The 22,445-nt window shown below is 64.1% G+C and carries 22 protein-coding genes and 1 tRNA gene; 14 read left to right on the forward strand and 9 right to left on the reverse strand.

All coding sequences use genetic code 11. The features are described 5' to 3' along the window. Nucleotides 1-38 precede the first annotated feature (38 nt). Entirely contained in the window at nt 39-926 is an 888-nt protein-coding gene (locus ACWPM1_RS07740; RefSeq protein WP_455694261.1) for a fructose bisphosphate aldolase, read from the forward strand. Between the two features lie 494 nt (nt 927-1,420). On the opposite strand, the gene ACWPM1_RS07745 is transcribed toward ACWPM1_RS07740, so the two are convergent. The 3 genes from ACWPM1_RS07745 to ACWPM1_RS07755 all read right to left on the reverse strand — a co-directional run bounded on the left by ACWPM1_RS07745 (nt 1,421) and on the right by ACWPM1_RS07755 (nt 3,698). Further along, on the reverse strand, nt 1,421-2,083 hold the full coding sequence (locus tag ACWPM1_RS07745; RefSeq protein ID WP_455694262.1) for a hypothetical protein: 663 nt from the start codon (nt 2,081-2,083) through the stop codon (nt 1,421-1,423). 488 nt (nt 2,084-2,571) lie between these two features. Next, on the reverse strand, nt 2,572-2,958 hold the full coding sequence (locus tag ACWPM1_RS07750) for a hypothetical protein (protein ID WP_455694263.1): 387 nt from the start codon (nt 2,956-2,958) through the stop codon (nt 2,572-2,574). Beyond that, entirely contained in the window at nt 2,955-3,698 is a 744-nt protein-coding gene (locus ACWPM1_RS07755; RefSeq protein WP_455694264.1) for a DUF72 domain-containing protein, read from the reverse strand. The genes ACWPM1_RS07750 and ACWPM1_RS07755 overlap by 4 nt, the downstream gene beginning before the upstream one ends. 57 nt (nt 3,699-3,755) lie before the next feature. Between ACWPM1_RS07755 and thiE the strand changes: the two genes are divergently transcribed. The 3 genes from thiE (at nt 3,756) to ACWPM1_RS07770 (ending at nt 6,385) form a co-directional block, all read left to right on the forward strand. Beyond that, nucleotides 3,756-4,421 (forward strand): thiamine phosphate synthase, encoded by a 666-nt coding sequence (gene thiE / locus ACWPM1_RS07760; RefSeq protein ID WP_455694265.1) that lies wholly within the window; start codon nt 3,756-3,758, stop codon nt 4,419-4,421. Nucleotides 4,422-4,497: 76 nt separating this feature from the next. Then, nucleotides 4,498-5,724: a L,D-transpeptidase family protein gene (locus ACWPM1_RS07765; RefSeq protein ID WP_455694266.1), complete on the forward strand. Its 1,227-nt coding sequence runs from the start codon at nt 4,498-4,500 to the stop codon at nt 5,722-5,724. 1 nt (nt 5,725) lies between these two features. After that, complete coding sequence (locus ACWPM1_RS07770; RefSeq protein WP_455694267.1) at nt 5,726-6,385, forward strand: M23 family metallopeptidase; 660 nt, start codon at nt 5,726-5,728, stop codon at nt 6,383-6,385. Here ACWPM1_RS07770 and ACWPM1_RS07775 read toward each other — a convergent pair. After that, entirely contained in the window at nt 6,382-6,741 is a 360-nt protein-coding gene (locus ACWPM1_RS07775) for an elongation factor P (RefSeq protein WP_455694268.1), read from the reverse strand. The genes ACWPM1_RS07770 and ACWPM1_RS07775 overlap by 4 nt on opposite strands. Before the next feature lie 126 nt (nt 6,742-6,867). Between ACWPM1_RS07775 and efp the strand changes: the two genes are divergently transcribed. The 3 genes from efp (at nt 6,868) to ACWPM1_RS07790 (ending at nt 8,421) form a co-directional block, all read left to right on the forward strand. Next, complete coding sequence (gene efp, locus ACWPM1_RS07780) at nt 6,868-7,431, forward strand: elongation factor P (RefSeq protein WP_455694269.1); 564 nt, start codon at nt 6,868-6,870, stop codon at nt 7,429-7,431. Between the two features lie 5 nt (nt 7,432-7,436). Then, nucleotides 7,437-8,255, forward strand: coding sequence for an inositol monophosphatase family protein (locus tag ACWPM1_RS07785; protein WP_455694270.1), 819 nt, complete (start codon nt 7,437-7,439; stop codon nt 8,253-8,255). A gap of 82 nt (nt 8,256-8,337) precedes the next feature. Next, a tRNA-Leu gene (locus ACWPM1_RS07790) sits at nt 8,338-8,421 on the forward strand. 99 nt (nt 8,422-8,520) lie between these two features. Here the strand turns inward: ACWPM1_RS07790 and ACWPM1_RS07795 are convergent. Together ACWPM1_RS07795 and ACWPM1_RS07800 are read right to left on the reverse strand one after the other, a co-directional pair. Further along, nucleotides 8,521-8,697 carry a hypothetical protein gene (locus ACWPM1_RS07795; RefSeq protein WP_455694271.1) on the reverse strand — a complete coding sequence of 59 codons (177 nt, stop codon included), beginning with the start codon at nt 8,695-8,697 and terminating at the stop codon, nt 8,521-8,523. A 31-nt stretch (nt 8,698-8,728) separates the two neighbouring features. Continuing rightward, nucleotides 8,729-10,327, reverse strand: a complete 1,599-nt coding sequence (locus tag ACWPM1_RS07800) for an isocitrate lyase (protein WP_455694272.1) — start codon at nt 10,325-10,327, stop codon at nt 8,729-8,731. A gap of 132 nt (nt 10,328-10,459) precedes the next feature. Here ACWPM1_RS07800 and ACWPM1_RS07805 point away from each other — a divergent pair, with 132 nt between their 5' ends. The 6 genes from ACWPM1_RS07805 to ACWPM1_RS07830 all read left to right on the forward strand — a co-directional run bounded on the left by ACWPM1_RS07805 (nt 10,460) and on the right by ACWPM1_RS07830 (nt 18,170). Further along, nucleotides 10,460-11,827: a helix-turn-helix domain-containing protein gene (locus ACWPM1_RS07805; RefSeq protein ID WP_455694273.1), complete on the forward strand. Its 1,368-nt coding sequence runs from the start codon at nt 10,460-10,462 to the stop codon at nt 11,825-11,827. Nucleotides 11,828-11,891: 64 nt separating this feature from the next. Next, nucleotides 11,892-12,170, forward strand: coding sequence for a hypothetical protein (locus tag ACWPM1_RS07810; protein ID WP_455694274.1), 279 nt, complete (start codon nt 11,892-11,894; stop codon nt 12,168-12,170). Between the two features lie 107 nt (nt 12,171-12,277). Then, entirely contained in the window at nt 12,278-13,663 is a 1,386-nt protein-coding gene (locus ACWPM1_RS07815) for a TIGR03013 family XrtA/PEP-CTERM system glycosyltransferase (protein WP_455694275.1), read from the forward strand. Further along, entirely contained in the window at nt 13,663-15,768 is a 2,106-nt protein-coding gene (gene prsK / locus ACWPM1_RS07820; RefSeq protein ID WP_455694276.1) for an XrtA/PEP-CTERM system histidine kinase PrsK, read from the forward strand. The genes ACWPM1_RS07815 and prsK overlap by 1 nt, the downstream gene beginning before the upstream one ends. Further along, nucleotides 15,768-17,135 (forward strand): PEP-CTERM-box response regulator transcription factor, encoded by a 1,368-nt coding sequence (prsR, locus tag ACWPM1_RS07825; protein WP_455694277.1) that lies wholly within the window; start codon nt 15,768-15,770, stop codon nt 17,133-17,135. Before prsK ends, prsR begins: the two co-directional genes overlap by 1 nt. 54 nt (nt 17,136-17,189) lie before the next feature. Beyond that, nucleotides 17,190-18,170: a bile acid:sodium symporter family protein gene (locus ACWPM1_RS07830; protein ID WP_455694278.1), complete on the forward strand. Its 981-nt coding sequence runs from the start codon at nt 17,190-17,192 to the stop codon at nt 18,168-18,170. On the opposite strand, the gene ACWPM1_RS07835 is transcribed toward ACWPM1_RS07830, so the two are convergent. Further along, a complete protein-coding gene (locus ACWPM1_RS07835) occupies nt 18,121-19,194 on the reverse strand; it encodes a DUF475 domain-containing protein (protein WP_455694279.1) in 1,074 nt (357 codons plus the stop codon). The two genes, ACWPM1_RS07830 and ACWPM1_RS07835, sit on opposite strands and share 50 nt — an antisense overlap. A gap of 16 nt (nt 19,195-19,210) precedes the next feature. Beyond that, complete coding sequence (panB, locus tag ACWPM1_RS07840; RefSeq protein ID WP_455694280.1) at nt 19,211-20,080, reverse strand: 3-methyl-2-oxobutanoate hydroxymethyltransferase; 870 nt, start codon at nt 20,078-20,080, stop codon at nt 19,211-19,213. A 177-nt stretch (nt 20,081-20,257) separates the two neighbouring features. Between panB and ACWPM1_RS07845 the strand changes: the two genes are divergently transcribed. After that, on the forward strand, nt 20,258-21,832 hold the full coding sequence (locus ACWPM1_RS07845) for an amino acid permease (protein WP_455694281.1): 1,575 nt from the start codon (nt 20,258-20,260) through the stop codon (nt 21,830-21,832). A gap of 75 nt (nt 21,833-21,907) precedes the next feature. On the opposite strand, the gene ACWPM1_RS07850 is transcribed toward ACWPM1_RS07845, so the two are convergent. Then, entirely contained in the window at nt 21,908-22,399 is a 492-nt protein-coding gene (locus ACWPM1_RS07850) for a pyridoxamine 5'-phosphate oxidase family protein (RefSeq protein ID WP_455694282.1), read from the reverse strand. Nucleotides 22,400-22,445: the final 46 nt, after the last annotated feature.

Below are 22,445 nucleotides of genomic sequence, written 5' to 3' on the forward strand. Positions count from 1 at the left end.
GCGCCGCGCATACCTATGCACCACGACAGGGACGCACGATGAACACGCAGGAAATGACCGACCGCATCGCCACCGGCCAGGGCTTTATCGCCGCGCTCGACCAGTCGGGTGGGTCGACCCCCAAGGCGCTAAAGGGCTACGGAATCGAGGACGGTGCGTGGACCAATGACGACGAGATGTTCGGCCTGATCCACCAGATGCGCGAGCGGATCATCGAGGCGAATTGCTTCGGCAACGGCAAGGTGATCGGCGCGATCCTGTTCGAAAAGACGATGGACGGCGAGAGCGGCGGCAAGCCGGTGCCCGAGCGGCTCGCCGAACGCGGCGTGGTGCCGTTCCTCAAGGTCGACAAGGGGCTGGAGGACGAGGAGAGCGGCGCGCAGCTGATGAAGCCGATGCCCGACCTCGAGGCGCTGTGCACCCGCGCCAAGGCGAAGGGCGTGTTCGGCACCAAGATGCGCTCGGTGATCAAGAGCGCCAACCAGGCCGGCATCGAGGCCGCGGTGCGCCAACAGTTCGCCGAAGGCGCGCGGATTCTCTCGACCGGCCTCGTGCCGATGCTGGAGCCCGAGTTCGACATCCAGGCCCCCGACCGCGCCGAGGGCGAGAGGGTGCTGCTCGCGGCGATACTCGAAGGGCTGGACGCGCTGCCTGAGGGCCAGCAGGTCATGCTCAAGCTGTCGATCCCGGTGGAGGCGAACCTCTACAAGCCGCTGATCGACCACCCCAGCGTTCTGCGCGTGGTCGCTCTGTCCGGAGGCTATTCGACCGAGGAAGCGTGCGAGAAGCTCGCCCAGAACGAAGGCATGATTGCCAGCTTCAGCCGTGGCCTGCTGCAAGACCTGCGCCACCAGCAAAGCGAAGAAGAGTTCGACGCTACACTCGGCGGCGCGATCGACCAGATCCACGCGGCGAGTGTGGCGTAGCTATCAAGGCCCGAGGCTCGCCGACGTCCGGAGTGTCTCATTCCGACCTCAAAACGGCCCGTCCGCAAACGACCTAAAAGCGGACGTTGAAACGAGCCCGTTTCAAAGACGGTTTCGCGCCCAAATGTCGGACATTCAAGCAGTATGGGACTGTGCTTGCCATCGGAAATAATGGTAATGCATGGGCCTGAGGGACCGCCGCATCGGAAGCTATCCAGACGGAAGCTAACTTGAACTCCAACGATACGAAGCGCAGTTGAAGCGGGTGCTTTCACAGATCGTTATGCCATTCGCGCGATGCAGCACCTTGCCGATTACCACGGCCGGGGTCCGGTGCAGCTGCCGGAGATTGGAGCCAACAGAACCTCGGCTGGCTCAGCGCGCTCCAAGTCTAACTTCAGTGTTTGCCGATAGCTAAACTTGGGGCTCGTCCGCGAAGCGCGGCGGTGCGATTTCGCCCCCACCTAGATGTCCCGGGCGCTCCGCGATTTGGCTCAGTAGTCCCAGCACCCGCTACAGGATTCGTTATCCAGGGCCACAATGCCCCACACGACGGAACCGTCCGATGCTTGCAGATGGAACACGAGCGCCATCGCCTGCTGTCCCACCAGCATTCCACTCATGGTCCCGGCGTAACCGCCCAAGCCTGACACCGTTGAGGCGCTAAGCTGGTCACCGTTTACCGCCAAAGCGGCTTCGACGATGGCAATCTGCGAAATGGTTTGGGTTGTGGGACTTTCGAATATTGACGGATACCCACCGAGATGAAGCTTGACGATTCCCACGCCGAGCGCGGTATCAAACGTGGCTTCCGCATAGCTTTGAAAAAGTCGCGAAGTTCTAGAGGGAGTTTGAGAAAGGCCATCCACCGTTCCGATATACTCTCGCTGTAGCGCACTTGTAGTTGTACTAGGCAAGCCTCCCACGAAAAAGCATGGTCTCGTGTAGTCAGTGAAGCCGTAGGTCACTTCCGGATTGGTGTTTCCGACCTTGTGCACAAACTGGAGACTGAAATCGCTTAGAGAATAGAGCGTCTCAAAGAAATGTCGATCGACCCCTCGATAGAAGGTGTCGCCGAATGTGATGATGCGGTCGGGATTGGTTAGATATTGAGCCGTCGATGCAGGTTGAAACGACACGGGGCCTATCGACTGCAAGCCTTCTAGTTCCCCGTTGTTGTACCGCACGGCTGCCTGCGAGCATACACTCCGTATTTGAAGAACCGAGCCATTTTGAGCTCTCGCTAGATTCGTAAATGCCCCTGTCGATTGAGTGCCTGAAGAGCTGGGGGAGGGGCTCGGCGACGGAGTGGGTGAGGGGCTGGGAGAGGGACCAGGGGTTGGAGCGGCAGCAACTGGAGGAGGCTGATTATTGCCTTGGCCTCCGCAGCCAGCCAGCATTGATGAGACCAGGCCGATTGCCGTGAGCGTCAGATACCGCATGGCGTTCTCCCTTAGAGACGACCGGGTGACGCGATCCCACGTGAGAACTAGATGGTCGGCCTATCGAGGGTAGTTGTCCATCCTTATACGCGCCTTCATGCGGACTGTCCGCGATCCACCCACTCCCGGCCATCAGCGCTGCGGATGACCGACGCCGAAAGCCGTCGTTCCGCTATCCCAGTCAGCAAATCTGCCTGAGAGGATCAGCGCATCTCATAGGAGAAGCGATACTCGCTCGGTTGGGTCTCGCGGCCGGTGGTCTTGTCCGGCCGCACGCTGACGAGGGCGAGCATCTTGCCGTGGGTGCCGTATGGCTCGCCGAGGGTGAGGTCCGCGGTTTCCGAAAAGCCTGGGCCGACGATGCGCGTCGTCACGATCGCGCGGCCGGCCCATACGCAGCGGGCGTTCATCGGGCAGCGGCTGTCCTCGACCAGCTTCTTGGGCGTGACGACGAGATCGCCCACCCGCACCGGCACGCCGAGCGGAACCGCGTAGCCTTGCGGCTGCGGCGGGGTGCTGTCGGGCGGTGGCACCATGGAGCAGCCGGCAAGGGTGAGGGGGGCGAACGCGAGAGCGAGATACCGGGTCATGCGCCCGAGATAGCGGGCTCGCGGCTTTCGCGAGTCTGAACCGGCAACGCCTGGCGGATCATCGCCTTCATGGTTTGCGCATCGTCGATCGCATGGCCGTGGATGTCGTTGTTGAAATAGGCCCAGGCTGCCCGGCCGCCCCGCGCCTCAGCGGCGATCCAGTCGGTCCAGTCCAGCATGGCCGCGTCCGAGTACCGCCCGACGTATTTGCCAGTAGTCCCGTGGAAACGCACATACGCGACCGGCCCGACTGCGACGCGCGGGCTGGGCAGGCCGGGCATGTCGTGGATGCAGAGGCTGGCGCCGTAGCGTTCGAGCAGCGCATAGACCGCGTTGCAGTACCAGCTGGGCTCGCGGAACTCGAACACGTTGGCCACGTCCTTCGGGACCAGGCGCAGGAATTCCTCCAGCCGTTCGAGATTGACCTTGAAGCGCGGGGGTAGCTGGAACAGCAGCGGACCCAGTGCCGGCCGCAGCGCATCGACCGAGGCCATCATCCGCGCCATCGGCTCCCCGCAGTCTTTCAGCTTCTTGGCCTGGGTAAGGAAGCGGTTGGCCTTGACCGCGTAACAAAACCCCGACGGCGCTTGCTCTCGCCAGGCTGTGAAGGTTTCCGGCTTGGGCAGGCGGTAGAAGCTGTTGTTGATCTCGACCGTGTCGAACGTCTCGGCATACCACGCGAACCAGCGCTTGACGGCGAGCTTCTCGGGATAGAACAGCCCGCGCCAGTGCTTGTACATCCAGCCGGAGCAACCGATGCGGACCGGCGCGGGCGAGGGCGCAAGAGGGGAAGAAGCGTGAGCGACCATCGTAGTGAGAATGCGAATGGCGCGCCGTTGTGCCAGCTTTACCTGATTTCGCCGCTCGCTGTCGGCGGGACGTTCCCGAATCGACTCGAGGCGGCCCTCTCGGATGGTGGCGTCGCCGCGTTCCAGTTTCGCGTGAAAGGCATCGACCAGCACGAAGCGGCAGCGCTCGCCGCGCCCCTACAGGCAATCTGCGCGGCGCACGACTGCGCGTTCATCGTCAACGACAGCGTCGCGCTTGCCAAACGGCTCGGGGCGGACGGCGTCCACCTCGGCCAGGGCGACGGCGACGTGCGCGAAGCGCGCGCGGCGCTGGGCCGTGAAGCGCAGATCGGCGTGACCTGCCACGCCAGCCGCGACCTCGCGCTCGAGGCGGGAGAGGCCGGGGCCGACTACGTCGCCTTCGGTGCATTCTTCCCCAGCACGACCAAGGAAACGACCCACACCCCCGATCTTGATCTGCTGACGTGGTGGCAGACCATGGTCGAGCTGCCGTGCGTGGCGATCGGCGGGATCACCCCCGCCAATTGCGGCACACTGGTGACGGCCGGGGCGGACTTTCTGGCGGTCTCGGCCGCGGTCTGGGAAGGCGATCCGGCGGCCAACGTGCGCGCCTTTCACGAGGCGATCGCCGCCGCGGAACCACGGCCGGACTAACCTCTAGGATATTTTCGCGGGTTCGCCCGTTTGCCAGCCGAGGGACGGGTCGCGTCCCGTCTCTCGGGGAAATACCTTGCGCAAGATTATCGCCACCGCTTCGCTTTTCGCTCTCGCCGCCTGCGGCCTCAACGGCACCGACCGCAATGCCGAAGAGGGCGCGGCCGACAAGAGCGCCAACGCCACGACCGAGAACCTCGCCGACGCGATGGCCTCGCGCGACGGGGCGGATGGCGCCGCGGACGTGCCGAACATTCCCGACACCGAGCCGCGCCCGGTCATGCAGGCGCAGGTGGTGCTCGACCGACAGGGATTCGGGCCGGGCGTGATCGACGGCAAAATGGGCCTCTCGACCGAGAACGCGCTCGAAGGTTTCCAGGAAGCCAACGAGCTCGAGGTAACGGGCGAGTTGGACGAAGCCACCAAGGCCAAGCTCGCTCAGTGGGAGCGCATCCCGGCGACCCGGGTAGTGCGGATTCCGGCGGACTGGGGCACGCTCGACTACGCCAAGACCCCCGAGGAGCCCGAGGACCAGGCCAAGCTTGAACGGCTCGGCTACCAGAACCTCGACGAAAAGCTCGCCGAGCGGGTCCATACCACGGTCGACGTGCTCAAGACGCTCAATCCAGGCGGTCGGCCCGCAGGCATGAAGCAGGGTGCCGCTGATGCCGGAGCCACGCCATCGCCCACCTCTAGCGCATCGCCAACACCCAGCCCCTCGGCGAGCGACGGCGAGAATACCGATTCCGCACAGCTGCCCTCGACGTTCGCCGCCGGCCAGCTTATTCGCGTCCCCAATATCGGCGGCGATCGGATAGCGCCGAACGCGGTCGACGATCCTACTTGGCAGGAAACGCTGCAGAGCCTCGGCGTGGGCACCGAGCAACCCAAGGCCGCCCGCATCGTGGTCAGCAAGAAGGGCGGTACCCTTAAGGCATTCGACAGCGCAAACCAGCTCGTCGCGCTGTTCACTGTCACCTCTGGCTCAAGCAAGGACCCGCTGCCGCTCGGCAACTGGAAGATCAACGGCGTCAGCCGCAACCCGCCCTTCAACTACAATCCCGATCTGTTCTGGGATGCCGATCCTTCGGACGAAAAGCAGAAGCTCCCGCCAGGGCCGAACGGGCCTGTCGGCGTTGTATGGATCGACCTCAGCAAGGAACACTACGGCATTCACGGCACGCCTGAGCCACAGACCATCGGCCGCGCCGAGTCGCATGGCTGCGTGCGTCTGACCAATTGGGATGCCGCCCGCCTGGCGCAGATGGTGGGCACCGGCACCAAGGTGGAGTTCGTCGCCTAACATGGCCCTGACCGCGGTCGACCGGCTGTTGACGATCGCGGTCACCGCCACCCTGACGAGCGCGGCATGGATCGTCGGGGGCGACGTGCTGATGAGCGGCGCCGGCGGGTTGACCGGCGTGGGGACCCAGGGCGGCGCAGGGACAACCCGCGACGCTGCCACCCGCAAGGAAGCTTCGCCGGTGCTGGAGACCAGGGCGCACAATGCGCCGACCGCGCGGGAAGGCCGCGATCTCATCATCCCGGTCGTGGGGGTCGGGGCGAGCGACTTGGTGGATACGTTTACCCAGGCCCGGGCCGGCGGAGCCCGCGTGCACGATGCGATCGACATCATGGCCGACGAAGGCGCCTCAATCGTTGCGGCGGCGCCCGGAAAGATCGAGAAGCTCTTCTTCTCCAAGGCCGGCGGCAAGACCATCTACCTGCGCTCGCCCGACAGGCAAACGATCTACTACTACGCGCACCTACGTGATTACGAGCCGGGCCTGGCGGAAGGACAGTCGGTCCAGCGCGGCCAGCGCATCGGGAGCGTGGGCCATACCGGCAACGCCGATCCCGCCGGCCCACATCTGCACTTCGCGATCATGAGCACCACGCCCGACGCGGCCTGGTGGGAGCCGACGACGGCGGTCAACCCTTACCCGCTGCTCAAGTCGCGCTAGTCCGCCGGGCCGCGACCGGAACGCACGCACCGCAGTTTGGCGAGATCGCCGGTAAGGTCGGTGCGCTGCATCGCTTTCATGCCGTTCCATTCGAAACGGGCCCCGCGCATGGGGCCGCGTGTGAAGACGACCGTCTGGCCGGTCAGCAGGTACGTTCCTTCGCCACCCACGGTCACATAGCGCGAGGCGTTTACCACGTCGAACCACTGGCCTGCCACCGGGCGTGAAGCGAGGCCGACGGCGTCCCCCGGAAGCTCGCACAGGTAACGCCCTTTGGGCAGCGTGCCGAGGTCGCCCTGGGCCAGCGCCGGGCCCGCGACAAACAGCGCGACGAGGATCGGAAAGCAGCGGATCACGCCGCCGCCGTTACCATGCTAGCGACCTCGGGGCCACCCGCCTTGCCCGCGCAGGCCCAAACCGCTAAAGGCCCGCCCGCAGCGCGCACCGCCCGCGGCAATTCCGAACCGAAGGCTCTTTCTCCCATGAAGATTTCCGGCGTGGACATCCGTCCCGGCAACATTCTCGAATACGAAAAAGGCATCTGGAAGGTCGCCAAGATCCAACACACTCAGCCCGGCAAGGGCGGCGCCTACATGCAGGTGGAGATGAAGAACCTGCAGGACGGCCGCAAGACGAACGTGCGCTTTCGCAGTGCCGACACGATAGAGCGCGTGCGGCTTGACCAGAAGGACTTCCAGTATCTCTACAACGACGGCGACAGCCTCGTTTTCATGGACAAGGACACATACGAGCAGATCAACCTGCCCGCGGACCTTATCGGCGATGCCGCCGCCTTCCTGACCGACGGCATGGATGTCACGCTCGAACTATGGGACGAAAAGCCGATTTCGGTCGATCTACCGGAGCAGGTCGAGGCGACCATCGTCCAGGCTGACGCCGTGGTGAAAGGCCAGACCGCCAGTTCGAGCTTCAAGCCCGCGATCCTCGACAACGGGGTGCGCGTGATGGTGCCGCCGCACATCGAGAGCGGCACCCGCATCGTTGTGGACGTCTACGAACGGACTTACGTCGGCAAGGCGGGCTGAATTCAGTGGCCGCCGTATCGGGTCTTGTCCGGGTAATCGAGAAAGCCGCGCGCAAGGCGGGCGGCAAGCTGCGGCGCGACTTCGGCGAGGTCGAGCACCTCCAGGTAAGCCGCAAGGGCCCGTCGGACTTCGTTTCGAAGGCCGATCGCATCGCAGAGCGCACCTTGTGGGACGAACTTAAGGTCGCACGACCGGGTTGGGGCTTCCTGATGGAGGAAGGCGGCGAGCTTCCGGGCGAAGACGGCAAGCCGCGCTTCATCATCGATCCGCTCGACGGGACCAGCAATTTTCTCCACGGCATACCCCACTTCGCGATCTCGATTGCAGTGCAGGAGCCTAAGCTCGACGGTTCGGGCTGGGGCGAGGTGACCGCCGCGGTGGTGTATCAGCCGATCACCGACGAGACATTCTGGGCCGAGAAAAGCCGGGGAGCTTGGTTGCACGACGGCCGCCTGCGAGTTTCAAGCCGCAAGCACCTGTCCGACGCGCTGATCGCCACCGGTATCCCCTATGGCAACCACGGCGATTTCGGAGAGTGGATCAAGGTCCTCGCCGAGGTCGGCCCGCAAGTGGCCGGTGTCCGGCGTTTCGGCGCCGCCTCGCTTGACCTGGCGTGGGTAGCGGCCGGCCGCTTCGATGCCTTCTGGGAAAGCGACCTCGCGCCGTGGGATACCGCCGCCGGATGTCTGCTAGTGCGCGAGGCCGGCGGCTTCGTGACCGACTACCGAGGCCGCTCGCAGCCCATCTGCGACCGCCAGGTGCTGGCCGCCAACGATGGGCTACATTCCAAGTTGCATAAATCCCTGGCGACCGCGCTCAAATAGCTGAGCGGAAAGCCGCTCGACAAAGCGATCGGGGTCTAGCGGACCGGCAATGCCATCGCTAAGGCACGGCGCGCTTCGGGTTGCCCCTGTGGCGGAATGGTAGACGCGAACGACTCAAAATCGTTTGTCGCAAGACGTGCCCGTTCGAGTCGGGCCAGGGGCACCAGACTATTCTCGGCGCTGTCTGCGCTGTATTCCCGAGGAATAAAAATGACGGCCGCCGGGCGAGGGGGTCACCCGACGACCGTCTCTCCTCCCCAGGAGCTCAGGTGTAGGTGCCGAGCCGGTGATGCAGCGCGTTGATCTTGGCCAATTCCTCACGATCGTCGACCGATCGGGCATAGGCGGTCAGCGCGGTACGCAGCAGCTTGAAATCTGCGGTCGAGAGCAGGGCGCGAGCGCGCGTAGGTTCCGGCGGGCGTTCCTCGGTCATCGTGGTCATCCTCTTTCTCCTCGGGGGTAAAGCTCGCGGCTCAGGCGGCCGCAAACTGGTTCATTGTGTTGTTCTCGCCCCCCGCCTTCAGCGCGGCTTCGCCGGCGAAGTATTCCTTGTGGTCGTCGCCGATATCGCTGCCGGACATGTTCTGGTGCTTCACGCATGCGATGCCCTGGCGGATTTCCTCTCGCTGCACGTTCTTTACGTAGCCAAGCATGCCCTGGTCGCCGAAGTATTCGCGGGCGAGGTTGTCGGTGCTCAGCGCCGCGGTGTGGTAAGTCGGCAGCGTGATGAGGTGATGGAAGATGCCCGCCTCGCGCGCGGCATCCGCCTGGAAGGTACGGATACGCTCGTCCGCCTCGGCAGCCAGATCGGTGCCGTCGTAATCGACGCTCATCAACTTCGCGCGATCGTAAATCGACAGGTCTCTGCCCTCTTCTGCCCAGTTGTCATATACTTGCTGGCGAAAGTTAAGCGTCCAGTTGAAGCTGGGGCTGTTGTTATAGACCAGCTTGGCATTGGGGATCACCTCGCGAATGCGGCTGACCATTCCGCCGATCTGGCCGATGTGCGGCTTTTCGGTTTCGATCCAAAGCAAGTCCGCGCCGTTCTGAAGCGAGGTGATGCAGTCGAGGACGCAGCGGTCCTCTCCGGTCCCGGAGCGGAACTGGAACAGGTTGCTGGGGAGACGCTTTGGACGCAGCAGCTTCCCGTCACGGCTGATCAGCACGTCGCCGTTGCCCACGCCGGAGGCGTCGACTTCCTCGCAATCGAGGAAGGCGTTGTACTGGTCGCCTAAGTCGCCCGGTTCCTTGCTGAAGGCGATCTGCTTGGTGAGGCCGGCGCCGAGGCTGTCGGTGCGCGCGACGATGATACCGTCGTCGACCCCTAGCTCGAGGAAGGCGTAGCGGATCGCGCGGATCTTCTGCAGGAAGTCCTCATGCGGCACGGTCACCTTGCCGTCCTGGTGGCCGCATTGCTTCTCGTCGGACACCTGGTTCTCGATCTGGATCGCGCAGGCCCCCGCTTCGATCATCTTCTTGGCGAGGAGGTAGGTGGCCTCGGGGTTGCCGAAGCCGGCATCGACGTCCGCAATGATCGGCACGACGTGGGTTTCGTGGTTGTCGATAGCCTGCTGGATGCGGGCGGCCTCGACTTCGTTGCCGCTGTCGCGCGCCTTATCGAGCTCGCGGAACAAGCCGCCGAGCTCGCGAGCGTCAGCTTGGCGGAGGAAAGTGTAAAGCTCCTCGATTAGCGCGGGAACCGACGTTTTCTCGTGCATCGACTGGTCGGGCAGCGGGCCGAACTCGCTGCGCAGCGCGGCGATCATCCAGCCCGAGAGGTAGAGGTACCGCTTCTTGGTGGTGCCGAAATGCTTCTTGATCGCAATCAGCTTCTGCTGGCCGATGAAACCGTGCCAGCAACCGAGGCTCTGCGTGTAGGCCGACGGGTCCGCATCGTAAGCCGCCATGTCCTCGCGCATGATCTTCGCGGTGTAACGCGCGATGTCGAGCCCGGTCGGGAAGCGATTCTGAAGGCGCATGCGCGCGGCGCTCTCGGCGTCGATTGCGGCCCAAGGAGTGCCGGCACCTTCGATGGTGCGGCGGAGTTCAGCGGTGCGGCTCTGGTAGGTCATGGTGTATCCCGTATCGGCAAGTTGCCCTTTGATGACACGCGAAGCGGCAAAAAGATTGCGAAACACACAGCATATCTTGTTCTCATGCGCGCATTCCGACATTGATCCGTGTGATGTTGTAAGGAAATTTACATGACCGAAGCCGCCTTGTTCGCCGGACCGACGCTGCGCCGCTTGCGCAAGCGGGCGGGCCTGACCCAAGCGGCGATGGCCGCGCGGCTTGCGATCTCACCCACTTATCTAAATCTCATCGAGCGCAACCAGCGGCCTCTTTCCGCGCGGGTGGTTTTGCAAGTCGCGGAACAGTTCGACTTCGACCCCCGCGCATTGCGCCAGAGCGAGACGATCGGCGGGATCGACGGGCTGGCGCGGCGCATGGCCGATGAACGGTTCGCCGATCTCGGGATCGATCGCGACGAACTGGCTGAATTTCTCGCCGCCGCGCCGCATGCCGCTGCCGCTTTCGCCAGGCTATACGACAACGCCGCGCCGGCCGAACGACGGGAAGATCCCACCAGCGGCGCTCGCCGCGAGATCGAGCGATGGCGCAACCACTTCGCCGACCTCGATGCCGCTGCGGAGGCCCTCGCGGACGAGTTGCGTCTCTCGCGCGGGGAAACCTACGCCGCTCTGGCCGAGCGATTGCGCGAACGGCACCAGTTCGCGATCCGCATCCTTCCCCGTGAGGTGTTGCCGGATTCGGTTCGTCGGCTGGACCTTCACGCGCGCCAGTTGCAGCTCAATGAAATGCTCGACCCGGCCTCGCGCACGTTCCAAGTCGCGACGCAAATCGCCTGGCTTGAGTTTCGCGAGCCGATAATGGCGCTGGCGGCTGGCGGCCAGTTCGCCGACGAAGCCGCCCGACGACTATTCGAGCGGCATCTCGCCTCATACGTGGCAGCCGCGCTTGTGATGCCATACGGCCGCTTTTTGCGCGCGTGCGAGGCGACCGGCTATGATTTCGACGTGCTGATGCGGCGTTTCGGCGTCGGCTTCGAAAGCCTCGCGCACCGACTGACTACGATGCAACGGGTAGGCCAGCGCGGCTTGCCGTTTTTCATGGGGCGCATCGACCGGGCGGGGCAGTTCTCCAAGCGCCACGCCGGCGCGAGCGGGGCCACCTTGCTCGACAGCGATGCGAGCTGCCCCTTGTGGCAGGCGCACCATGCCTTCGAACGGACAGGCCAGTTTTGCGTGCACACGGTCGTCGTGGATGGAGCAGGCGCGGCGCCCGATCACTGGCTTACCGTCGCGCGCACCGTAGAAGGGCGCGGCTATGCCCGGTTCGTCGTGGTTCTCGGCTTGGAAGCGCAGCTCGCGGAGGAACTGGCGGTCGCGCGCGGCCGATCTTTGCGCCCGGCCGACGCCACGCCGATCGGGCACGGCTGCGCCCGCTGCCATATTCCCGGCTGTACCCAGCGGTCGTTGCCTCCTGGCGGCACGCCGCTCCAGTTCTCGACGCTCGAACAGGGCACTACCCCCTTCCAGTTCGTCGGTTAACCATCGTTCGGGGAACCACCGCGCCTGGGTCCCCGTTTCTCTTCCAGCATCAGGGAGAATTTCGATGGTCGAAGAACGCATAACCGAGGTGGAGACTCCCACCGGCAACACGCACACGACGCACACCGTGGTGCACGACGGCGAGCGGCGCGGTGGCGGCTCAGGCTGGCTGATCCTGCTGGTCCTGATCGTTGCGTTGGTGGCTGGCTTCCTCATCTTCTCGAATATGAGCGGTTCGGAAGTCGCCAAGGACAACGCGATCGCCGATGCAGCTACAAACGTCGGGGAAGCAGCACAAAACGTCGGCGATGCCGCGCAGGACGCGGTGAGCACCAATAACTGAGCTTTAACCATCCCGGTCGCGAAAGCGCGCCGAGGGTGTAAAGTTTACCGACATTTCATCTCTCGGTCCTAGGCCGCTTCGACGAAGGAGCGCGCCGGGCCGAGAGGATGATACGTCTTTTCAAGCACTATATCCCGCACGCGGTGATGCTGCTGGGTCTGTTCGATCTGGTGCTGCTGGTCGCTGCCGGCGAGATTTCCTGGCAAGTGCGCGCCTCGCAGATCGGCATCGATCCGGGCGCGGTCACCGACCGTATCGGCATGCTGGCGGGCTTCGCCGGGGTCGTATGGCTGGCGATGATCGCGGTCGGCACTTACGGCGCCGATGCCCTTCGATCCATGCGCTACGCAGGGGCGCGCTTGCTAGTGGCGGTCAGCCTCGGGATCATTTCCCTGTCCGTCATCGAGTTCGCACTGCCCGGAAACACGTTCTGGCGCTCAACCTTGTTCTACGCGATGGCGCTGAGCATCGCGCTGCTGGTGGCAAACCGCATCCTCGTCGGCAGCGTGATCGGCACCGCCGCTTTCCGCCGCCGCGTGCTCGTGCTCGGAGATGGACTGCGCGCCAAGCGTATTCGCGATCTCGCCGAAAGGCCGGAAAGCGGTTTTGCCGTCGTCAGCTTCGTCGGCATGAACGAAGGTTCGCCGATCATCGACGAGGCCATCCCGCGCGCGGCGATCCACGATCTCGGCCGTTTCGTGGACAACCTCGGCGCAAGCGAGGTGGTCCTTGCGCTCGAAGAGCGACGCAACTCCCTGCCGCTCAAGGACTTGTTGCGGATCAAGACGCAGGGCGTTCATGTCAACGACTTCTCGAGCTTTCTCGAACGCGAGACAGGCCGCGTGGACCTCGACACGCTCAACCCGAGCTGGTTGATCTTCTCCGATGGCTTCTCGTCGGGGCGGATGCTGTCGAGCGTCGCGAAGAGGGTGTTCGATGTCGCGGCGAGCGCAACAATGCTGACGCTCACGTTTCCGATCATCGCGCTGTTCGCAATGCTGGTGAAGCTCGACAGTTCAGGTCCCGCCTTTTTCCGTCAGACCCGCATCGGGCTCTATGGCCAGCCGTTCACCGTGCATAAGCTGCGTTCGATGCGCATCGATGCCGAAGATGCCGGCGCCAAATGGGCCGAACGCAACGACCCGCGGATCACCCGCATCGGCCGCTTCATCCGCAAGGTCCGCATAGATGAGCTGCCCCAGGTGTGGACCGTTCTCGCCGGCCGGATGAGCTTCGTGGGCCCGCGTCCCGAAGTGCCGACATTCGTCGCCGATCTCGACGACAAGTTACCGTACTACGCCGAGCGTCACATGGTGAAACCCGGTATTACCGGCTGGGCGCAGATCAATTATCCCTATGGCGCGAGCGTCGAAGATGCGCGCGCCAAGCTCGAATACGACCTCTACTACGCCAAAAACTACACCCCCTTCCTCGATCTGCTGATCCTGCTGCAGACGGTCCGCGTGGTACTTTGGCCGGAAGGGGCTCGCTGATGGGCGCGAGCGAAGCCTGGACGCTGGTTGGGTTTGTGCTGAACCTTCTAGGAGCGGTAGCCTGCGCGCTCGTTGCGCTGTGGCTCTTCAGTATGCGCGGGAGCCCGCGCCGCGAGCGGCTCGCGGCGGTCGGCGCGCTTGCCGTCACGTCTGCATGGTGTGTCACCAATGCCGCGTGGGGGCCGGGCACATTACTCGCGGACTTGATCGAGACTGCGCGCAACTTGGCCTGGATCCTGGTGCTGTACCGGCTCTTCGCCAACGATGGCCGCGACCAGAGCCTCTCGCCGATCCGGCCGCTGGTCGTCGCCTTGGCCTTCGTGGAGTGTCTCCAGCCCGCGGTCGCGGTCCTCGACGCGAGGTTCGGTGGAGCGGCGCAGGTCCACACAGCGGCGTTCGCGGTCGCGTCGTTGCTCCGCGCAATGGTGGCGGTGGGCGCGCTGGTCCTCCTTCACAATCTCTACGCCGGCGCTTCGGCGAGCGCGCGGCTAGTGCTTCGTTGGCCCGCGGCGGCCCTCGCAGGCATGTGGGCCTGGCACCTCAATTTGTACACCCTGGCGTGGTTCACAGGTGAGCTGCCCGAAGGCCTGGTGGCGCTGCGTGGTCTGATCGCGGCGGGAATGGCGCTGTTGTTCGCGGTGGGCGCCAATGCGCGTGCGGCAGACTTGCGCCTGGTCCCCAGCCGCGCCGTCGCCTTCCAATCGCTCTCGCTTCTGGTGATCGGCGGCTACCTTTTGGCCATGTTCCTCTTCGCCCAATCGATCAGCATGATCGGGGGGGAGCTGGGTCGGTTGACCCAGGTCGCTTTCGTGTTCGCCGCGGCGACGGTCGCCATTCTGTGGCTCCCGTCCAAGAAGGTGCGCGGATGGCTTCGGGTGAACGTGTTCAAGCACCTGTTCCAGCACCGCTACGATTACCGCGCGGAGTGGCTGCGCTTTACTGGCACCATCGGACGGGCCGGGCCTGAGGCGCCGGCTTTGCCGGAGCGTGCGGCCCAGGCGCTGGCGGACATCACCGACAGTCCCGGCGCGGTGCTGCTGCTCCCCACGGAGGGGGAGATGGCGCTTGCGGGCCGGTGGCAGTGGCCGTCGCTCATGGTTCCCTCTGACACGTGCCCGGGGAACTTCGCCGCGTGGCTGGAGCGGACCGGGGCCGTCGTTGAACTCGACCAGCTTCGCGACGGTGACAGCGATTTCGCTTCCGATGCTGTCGTGCCCGACTGGCTCCTGGTCGATCGTACGGCTTGGGCGGTTGTACCTCTCATTCACTATGGGCGGCTTACCGGCGTTGCCGTTCTTTCGCGTCCGCCGCTGGCGCGCCGGCTCGACTGGGAGGATTTCGATCTCCTCAAGGTCGTCGGCTGCCAGCTCGCGAGCTATCTCGCGGAGCAATCGGGACACGAGGCATTGCTCGAGGCGGCGCGCTTCGACGAGTTCAACCGCCGCATCGCCTTCGTGATGCACGACATTAAGAACCTCGCCAGCCAGTTGTCGCTGCTCGCACGCAACGCCGAGCGACACGCCGACAACCCCGCTTTCCGCAAGGACATGCTCGTCACCCTCACCAAGAGCGCCGAGAAGCTCAACGCACTCCTGGCCCGGCTTGGGCGGTACGGGGCCGGCGTCAGCGCGGCGCGACGGGACGTCGATCTGGCGGAGGTCGCAAGGCGCATCGCCGCCCGCTACGACGGCGTTCATGCGGTGACGCTCACGCGCTCCGAATCCTGCCGTGTCCTCGCCGAGGTCGATGGATTGGAACAGGCGCTGGTGCATCTCGTCCAGAATGCAATCGATGCGAGCGCGCCGACCGCTCCGGTCCTGCTCGACGTTTCGAGCGATGGGCTCCACGGCCGGGTCGAGGTGGTCGATTCCGGGACCGGGATGAGTCAGCAGTTCGTCCGCGAGGGACTGTTCAAGCCATTTGTGTCCTCCAAAGAAGGGGGTTTCGGCATCGGCGCGTTCGAGGCGCGCGAACTGATCCGCGCAATGGGCGGGAGACTGGACGTCGATTCCCGCGAAGGGCTGGGCACGCGCTTCACGGTGATCCTGTCGGTATCGGCGGCTGCCGGGTTCCTTGGCAATTCCACACAGAACGAGGTGGCATGATGGCACAGCACAAACCCAAGCTGCTGGTAGTCGAAGACGACGAGGGACTTCAGGCCCAGCTCAAGTGGTCCTACGACGATTTCGAGGTCGTCATCGCCGGCGACCGGGAAAGCGCCTTGGCGGCCCTACGCAGCGAGGAACCGGCTGTCGTCACGCTCGATCTGGGCCTGCCGCCCGATCCCGACGGGACGCGAGAGGGCTTCGCCGTGCTCGATGCGATCATGGCGCTGAAGCCCGATACCAAGGTGATCGTGGCCAGTGGTCACGGCGCCCGGGAAAGCGCATTGCAGGCGATCGACCGCGGCGCTTACGACTTCTATCAGAAGCCGGTCGACATCGACGCGCTGGGGCTGATCGTCCGCCGCGCGTTTGCCCTGCACGAGATCGAAACCGAGAACCGTCGCCTTGCGAGCAAGGTGGGCGAGGACAAGACCGTGTTGGGACGCATGATCACAGCGGCCCCCGAAATGGCAAAGGTCGCCCGCACGATTGAGAGGGTGGCCAACACCAAGGTTTCCGTAATGCTTCTCGGCGCGAGCGGTACCGGCAAGGAACTGCTTGCCCGCGGCCTGCACGACGCGAGCGACCGGCGAGACGGCGCCTTTGTCGCGCTTAACTGCGCCGCTATCCCCGAGACGCTGCTTGAATCCGAGCTATTTGGGCACGAAAAGGGTGCGTTCACCGGCGCGGTGGCGCGGAACGAGGGCAAGATAGAGCAGGCCCATGGGGGCACCCTGTTCCTTGACGAGGTGGGCGACATTCCGCTGCCGCTGCAAGTCAAGCTGCTGCGCTTCCTGCAGGAACGGACGATCGAGCGCATCGGCGGACGTACGGCGATCCCGGTCGACACGCGAATCGTCTGCGCGACGCATCAAGACCTCGAAGCTATGATTGCGTCAGGCACCTTCCGCGAAGACCTTTTCTATCGCCTTGCGGAGATCGTCGTGAAGATCCCGCCGCTGGCTGAGCGTCCGGGCGACGCAGTGCTTCTTGCCAAGGCGTTTCTCGCGCGCTTCGCGAAGGAGATGAACCCCTCGGTCAAGGGCTTTGCCCCCGATGCGCTCGCCGCCATCGACGCCTGGGGCTGGCCGGGCAACGTCCGCGAACTGGAGAACCGCGTGAAGCGGGCGGTGATCATGGCGGACAGCAAGCTGGTCAGCGCCGAGGATCTCGATCTGACGCGTGATTCGGACGATGAAGCGGTCGAGGCGCTAAACCTCAAGACTGCGCGGGAGCGCTCGGACCGGACCATGATCCGCCACGCGCTCTCGCGAAGCGAGGGCAACATCTCGAGCACTGCCAAGCTGCTCGGAATTAGCCGGCCGACGCTCTACGACCTGCTTCGCCAATACGACCTGCAAGCCTGACCGTCGGCAGCCACCGCTCGACAATCGCAGTCGGCCTCGTCACACGGCCGCTGGATGAAATGGTTCGGCAAGATCGACCTGATGGTTCGCCTGCTGGTGCTGGCGATCCTGCTCGCGAGCGTGCTGCCTGCTACCGGCGAGGGTCGCGAGATCGCGCAGTGGATTTCAAACGCGGCGATTTTCGTGCTGTTTTTCCTGAACGGTTTGCGACTGCCGCGCGCCGAGGTGCGCAGGGGGATGCGGCACTGGCGGCTGCTGATCCCGGTCCTGGTATGGTCTTTTGGCGTGATGGCGCTCGCGGGGAAGGGTCTCGAACTCGCGCTTTTGGACACGCTGCCCCCTCTCGTCGCGCTCGGCTTCCTCTACCTCGGAGTGATGCCGTCGACGGTGCAATCCGCGACTGCATATTCCTCGTTGGCCGGAGGTAATGTCGCAAGCTCGGTGGTTATCGCTGCATTGGCGAACGTGCTGGCGGTATTCATCTGCGCCCCGATGTTCGCGGTGTTGGGTGGGGGAGCAGCAGCCGAAATGGGCGCGGACGGGCTTTTGAAGGTGCTGCTGATCCTCCTACTCCCCTTCGGACTAGGGCAGCTCCTGCAAACACCGTTGACGGGTTGGGTGGGGAGCCACCGTGCGCTGATCACCTGGCTCGATCGCCTATCGATTGCCATCGCGGTCTATGTCGCCTTCTCCGGGGCGGTGGAGCAAGGCTTGTGGAGTCGGGTAAGCGTCAACGAATGGGCCTCGCTTCTGGCTGGCGTGACCGTCCTGCTACTCGTTGGATTTGCCGGGCCTTGGGCTCTGTCGGGGGCGATCGGCCTCGATCGGCCCGACCGCATCGCGTTTCTCTTTGCCGGGGCGCACAAGAGTATTGCCATGGGCGCCCCCCTCGCTGCCGTGCTGTTTCCCCCTCAGGTCGCCGGCATGGTGCTGTTGCCGCTGCTGGTCTACCACCTGCTTCAACTGGTGGTCAGCGCGCCGCTGGCTAGTCGCCTCGCACGGCCTCTTCGACCGCTTCCGGATGCCGACGGTTGAACCGTACCGACCACCACAGCGACAAGCCTATCAATACCGCTCCGAGCAATCCGGTGATTGTTTCGGGAATGTGCCAGCGCGCCGAGAGCAGCATGATCGCGCCCAGCACGATGATGGCCCAGAACGCACCGTGCTCGAGATAGCGGTACTGCGCCAAGGTGCCTTTCTCGACGAGATGGATGGTCATCGAGCGCACGAACAGGGCGCCGATAGAGAGGCCCAGGGCGATCACGATCATGTTGTTCGATAGCGCAAACGCACCGATCACCCCGTCGAAGCTGAAGCTGGCGTCGAGAATGTTGAGGTAGAGGAAGCCGCCGAGGCCGCTGCGGACGGCAGCGCCGGCGAGCCGCTGCTTCTCCTCATGTAGCTCGAGCATCGTGCTCACGCCCTCGACGGCGATGAAGGTAACGAGGCCGAGAATGCCCGCCACTAGGAAGGTTAGCGCATCGGCGTCCGAGAGCGTGAGGGAGATCAGCCACATGCCAATCAGCAGCAAGGCGATCTCAGCGGCGGGCAGGGCGGAAAAGCGGCCAAGAAAGCGTTCGACGGAACCGATCCAGTGGACATCCTTTTCGCCGTCAAAAAAGAACTTGAGGCCCACCATGGCCAGGAACGCGCCGCCGAATCCGGCAATGCCGACATGCGCGCTCGAAACAATGCGTTCGTATTCCAGCGGATCGTTGAGCGAAAGCGTCACCGCATCGATAGGTCCGAGGCCAGCAGCGATGGCGACGATCGCAAGCGGGAACACGATGCGCATCCCGAACACCGCGAAAAGGATGCCCCAGGTAAGGAAGCGCTTCTGCCAGACCCGGTCCATGTCCTTCAGCACCGAGGCGTTGACCACGGCGTTGTCGAAGCTGAGCGAAATCTCGAGGATCGAGAGGACGAAGATGATCCACAGCATCTGGGCGGTGCCAGACAGGGTGCCCGTGCTCGCCATGCCATACCAGGCACCAAGCCCCAAGCAGATGAACGTGAATATCAGCGAGAAGCCGTAAAAGCGCTTGAGCGTGTCCATGCGGGGAAGGGCTGCCTTACTTGGGCTGGTAGGTCTGGTCGGGGGTCGGGAAGGTGCGAGAACGCACTTCGCCGGCGTATGTTTCCGCGGCTCTGGAAATGAGGCCGGCCAGGTCCTCGTACCGCTTCACGAAGCGTGGCACGCGCTCGAACATGCCGAGCATGTCCTCGGTCACTAGCACCTGCCCATCGCACTGCACCGACCCGCCGATGCCGATCGTCGGACAAGTAACAGCCTTGGTGACATCGACCGCGATCGGTTCGACTACGCCTTCGACCACGATCGCAAATGCGCCGGCCTCGTCGAGCGCCCTGGCATCGCTGACGATCTTGTCTGCCTCGGCGTCGCTGCGCCCTCGGGCGTTGTAGCCGCCTAGGATGTTGACCGCCTGCGGGGTCAGGCCCACGTGGCCCATCACAGGGATGCCGCGCGCGGTGAGGAAGGCGACCGTCGCTGCCATTGCCGCACCGCCTTCGAGCTTGACCCCCGCCGCACCGGTTTCCTTCATGACTCGCGATGCAGTGGCAAAAGCCGCCTCGGGCGAGGCCTCGTAGGTACCGAACGGGAGATCGACGAGCACAGCGGCGTGATAGCTGCCGCGCACGACGGCTGCTCCATGAGCGATCATCATCTCAAGGGTCACCGGCACGCTGGACTCGAGCCCGTAAATCACCTGGCCCAGCGAATCCCCGACCAGCAAAAGGTCGCAATGCGCGTCGAGCAACTGCGCCTGGCGCGCGGTGTAAGCCGTCAGCATCACGATCGGTTCGGCCGTTATGCCGTCGACCTTACGCCGGCGGATCGCGGGGATCGTGAGCCGGCGCATCGGTTGCGGCGTCGGGTGCGCGCGGCTGGTCGAGGTATCGAGCTGGAAGGTGGTCGACATCGCCATCGCTCTAGCGAGCGCATGGGGCGGGGGAAAGCCTGCACATTGCGGCTTGCCTTGACCGTGCGCGGCGCTAGCTTCCCGGGCCATTGAGGGAAGGGTGCCGTAACGGCACCTTCAAAAGGGATACGGGTCCATGGCGCTAGACCGATTCAACGCATCGCGGGGAGACATTTGATGGCCACGCGCCCCGCACCATCCATCCTGCAGCGCATGTTCGCGCGCAAATCGATCGCGCAGGTTCAGCGCGAGACCGAAACCAGCGAATTGAAGCGCAGCCTCGGCAAGTGGAACCTGCTGCTGCTGGGCATCGGCTGCATCATCGGCGCGGGCATCTTCGTGCGCACCGGCAGCGCGGCGGCGCTTCATGCGGGCCCCGCGGTGCTTCTGGCGTTCGTGGTTGCGGGCGTAGTCTGCGCTTTTGCTGGCTTGTGCTATGCCGAGTTGTCTTCGACCCTCCCGGTGTCGGGCTCGGCCTATACGTATGGTTATGCGACCCTGGGCGAGTTCGCCGCCTGGATCATGGGCGCATTGCTGTTGCTTGAATACGGGCTGGCGGCTTCCGTGGTCGCGGTCGGCTGGTCGGGCTACGTAGTCAGCTTGCTGGCGGACTTCGGCCTAGTGATCCCGCCTCAGTTCACCGGCCCTGCCGGCTACGAGTTGGTTCGCGACGGAGCCCCGGTGCTGGTCAACGGCCAGCCGGTAACGACCATGTTCAACCTTCCCGCGTTCCTGATCTGCGCGGCGCTCGCCGGGCTTCTGGTGATCGGCGTTTCGGAATCGGCCAAGGTCAACAACGTCATCGTCGCCATCAAGGTCAGCGTGCTGACCGCTTTCATCGTCGTCGGCGGACTGATCGTGCTTTCGAATTTCAGCGAGCTCAGCGCGGCGAATTGGACTCCGTTCATCCCGGAGAACCAGGGCGAGGGTAAGTTTGGGGTGGACGGCATCATGCGCGCCGCCTCGATCGTGTTCTTCGCCTATATCGGCTTCGAAGCGGTCTCGACCGCCGGACAGGAAGCCAAGAACCCGGCAAAGGATATGCCGTTCGGGATCATCGGCAGCCTCGTGGTCTGCACCGTGATCTACATGCTTGTGGCCGCGATCATGACGTTGCTGGTGCCGTACAGCACGCTCAACGTTCCCGATCCTGTCGCTGTCGTCGTTGACAGCTTCGGCGAGCAATGGAGCTGGCTCGCGAAAACCATCAAGGTCGGCGCGATCATCGGCCTGACCTCGGTGGTGCTGGTGCTGATGTATGCGCAAACGCGCATCTTCTACACGATGGCGCGCGACGGGTTGCTCCCCAAGGTGTTCAGCCGAGTGCATCCGCGCTTCCATACGCCGGCGCTGAACACCGTTGTGGTGGGCGGGCTGACGGCGGTCGCCGCCGGATTTTTCGACATCAACGTGCTCGGCGACATGACCTCGGTCGGCACGCTGGCGGCGTTCGCGATCGTCTGCCTGTCGGTGATCTACCTGCGTCGGGCCGCCCCGGAGCTGCCGCGTGGTTTCAAGGTACCGTTCTACCCGGTTCTGCCGGTGCTCGGCATCCTGTCGTGCGTGTACCTGATCACGACTGTGCCTTGGGAAGTGTTACAGTTCTTCCTTTGGTACATGCTCGGCGGCGTGGTGCTCTACTTCATCTACGGCATGCGCAACTCGAACCTGCAGCACGGCGAACAGCAGGACGATGCGCCCGACGAGAGCGTCTATCCTGGGCCGGTGATCGAGGACGATCGACCAGGCTGAGCGTCACGTAACGACAAACAAAAAGGGCCGCCTCCCGGATGGGAAGCGGCCCTTTTCTCGTTTTCTGGCTGACGGCTAGAGCGCGGTTTCCTTGACGTGGCGTTCTTCGGCTTCGTCCTCGACGTACTGGCCCAGCGCCATCTTGGCGGTGTTGATCAGACCGATGTCGCCGTCCCAGATCTCGGCGGTGCCAAGGTCCATGCGTAGGAACAGCAAGTCGGGATCGTCTTTGCCCTGGTCGTACCAAGCCTCGACGAAGTTGTTCCAGAATTGGTCGAACCGTTCCTGGCTGGTCTCGACTGAGAGCGTGCCGTCGAAGCGGGCGAACATGTCGTGCCCTTTGCCCTGGAAGGTCGCGGTGACCGGGCCGAGCGCGGCGAAATCGCTGTTCTTGTGGGTGAAGAACCAGATCGCGCTGTTGGCGTCCTTGTCGAGCTGGGGGCTCATTGGCACCGCGCTCTCGCTTTGTCCGTCGCGCTGAAGGAACAGATAGGGTGAGTCCGCTAAGTCGACCCAGAATTTCTTTTTCAGCGCTTCAGGGTCGGCGGCGGGCTTGCTGTGATGCATGTTAACTCTCCTTCGGTGGAGGCAACGGAATGGAACCCTGCTGGTT

Source organism: Tsuneonella sp. HG249 (assembly GCF_053819205.1).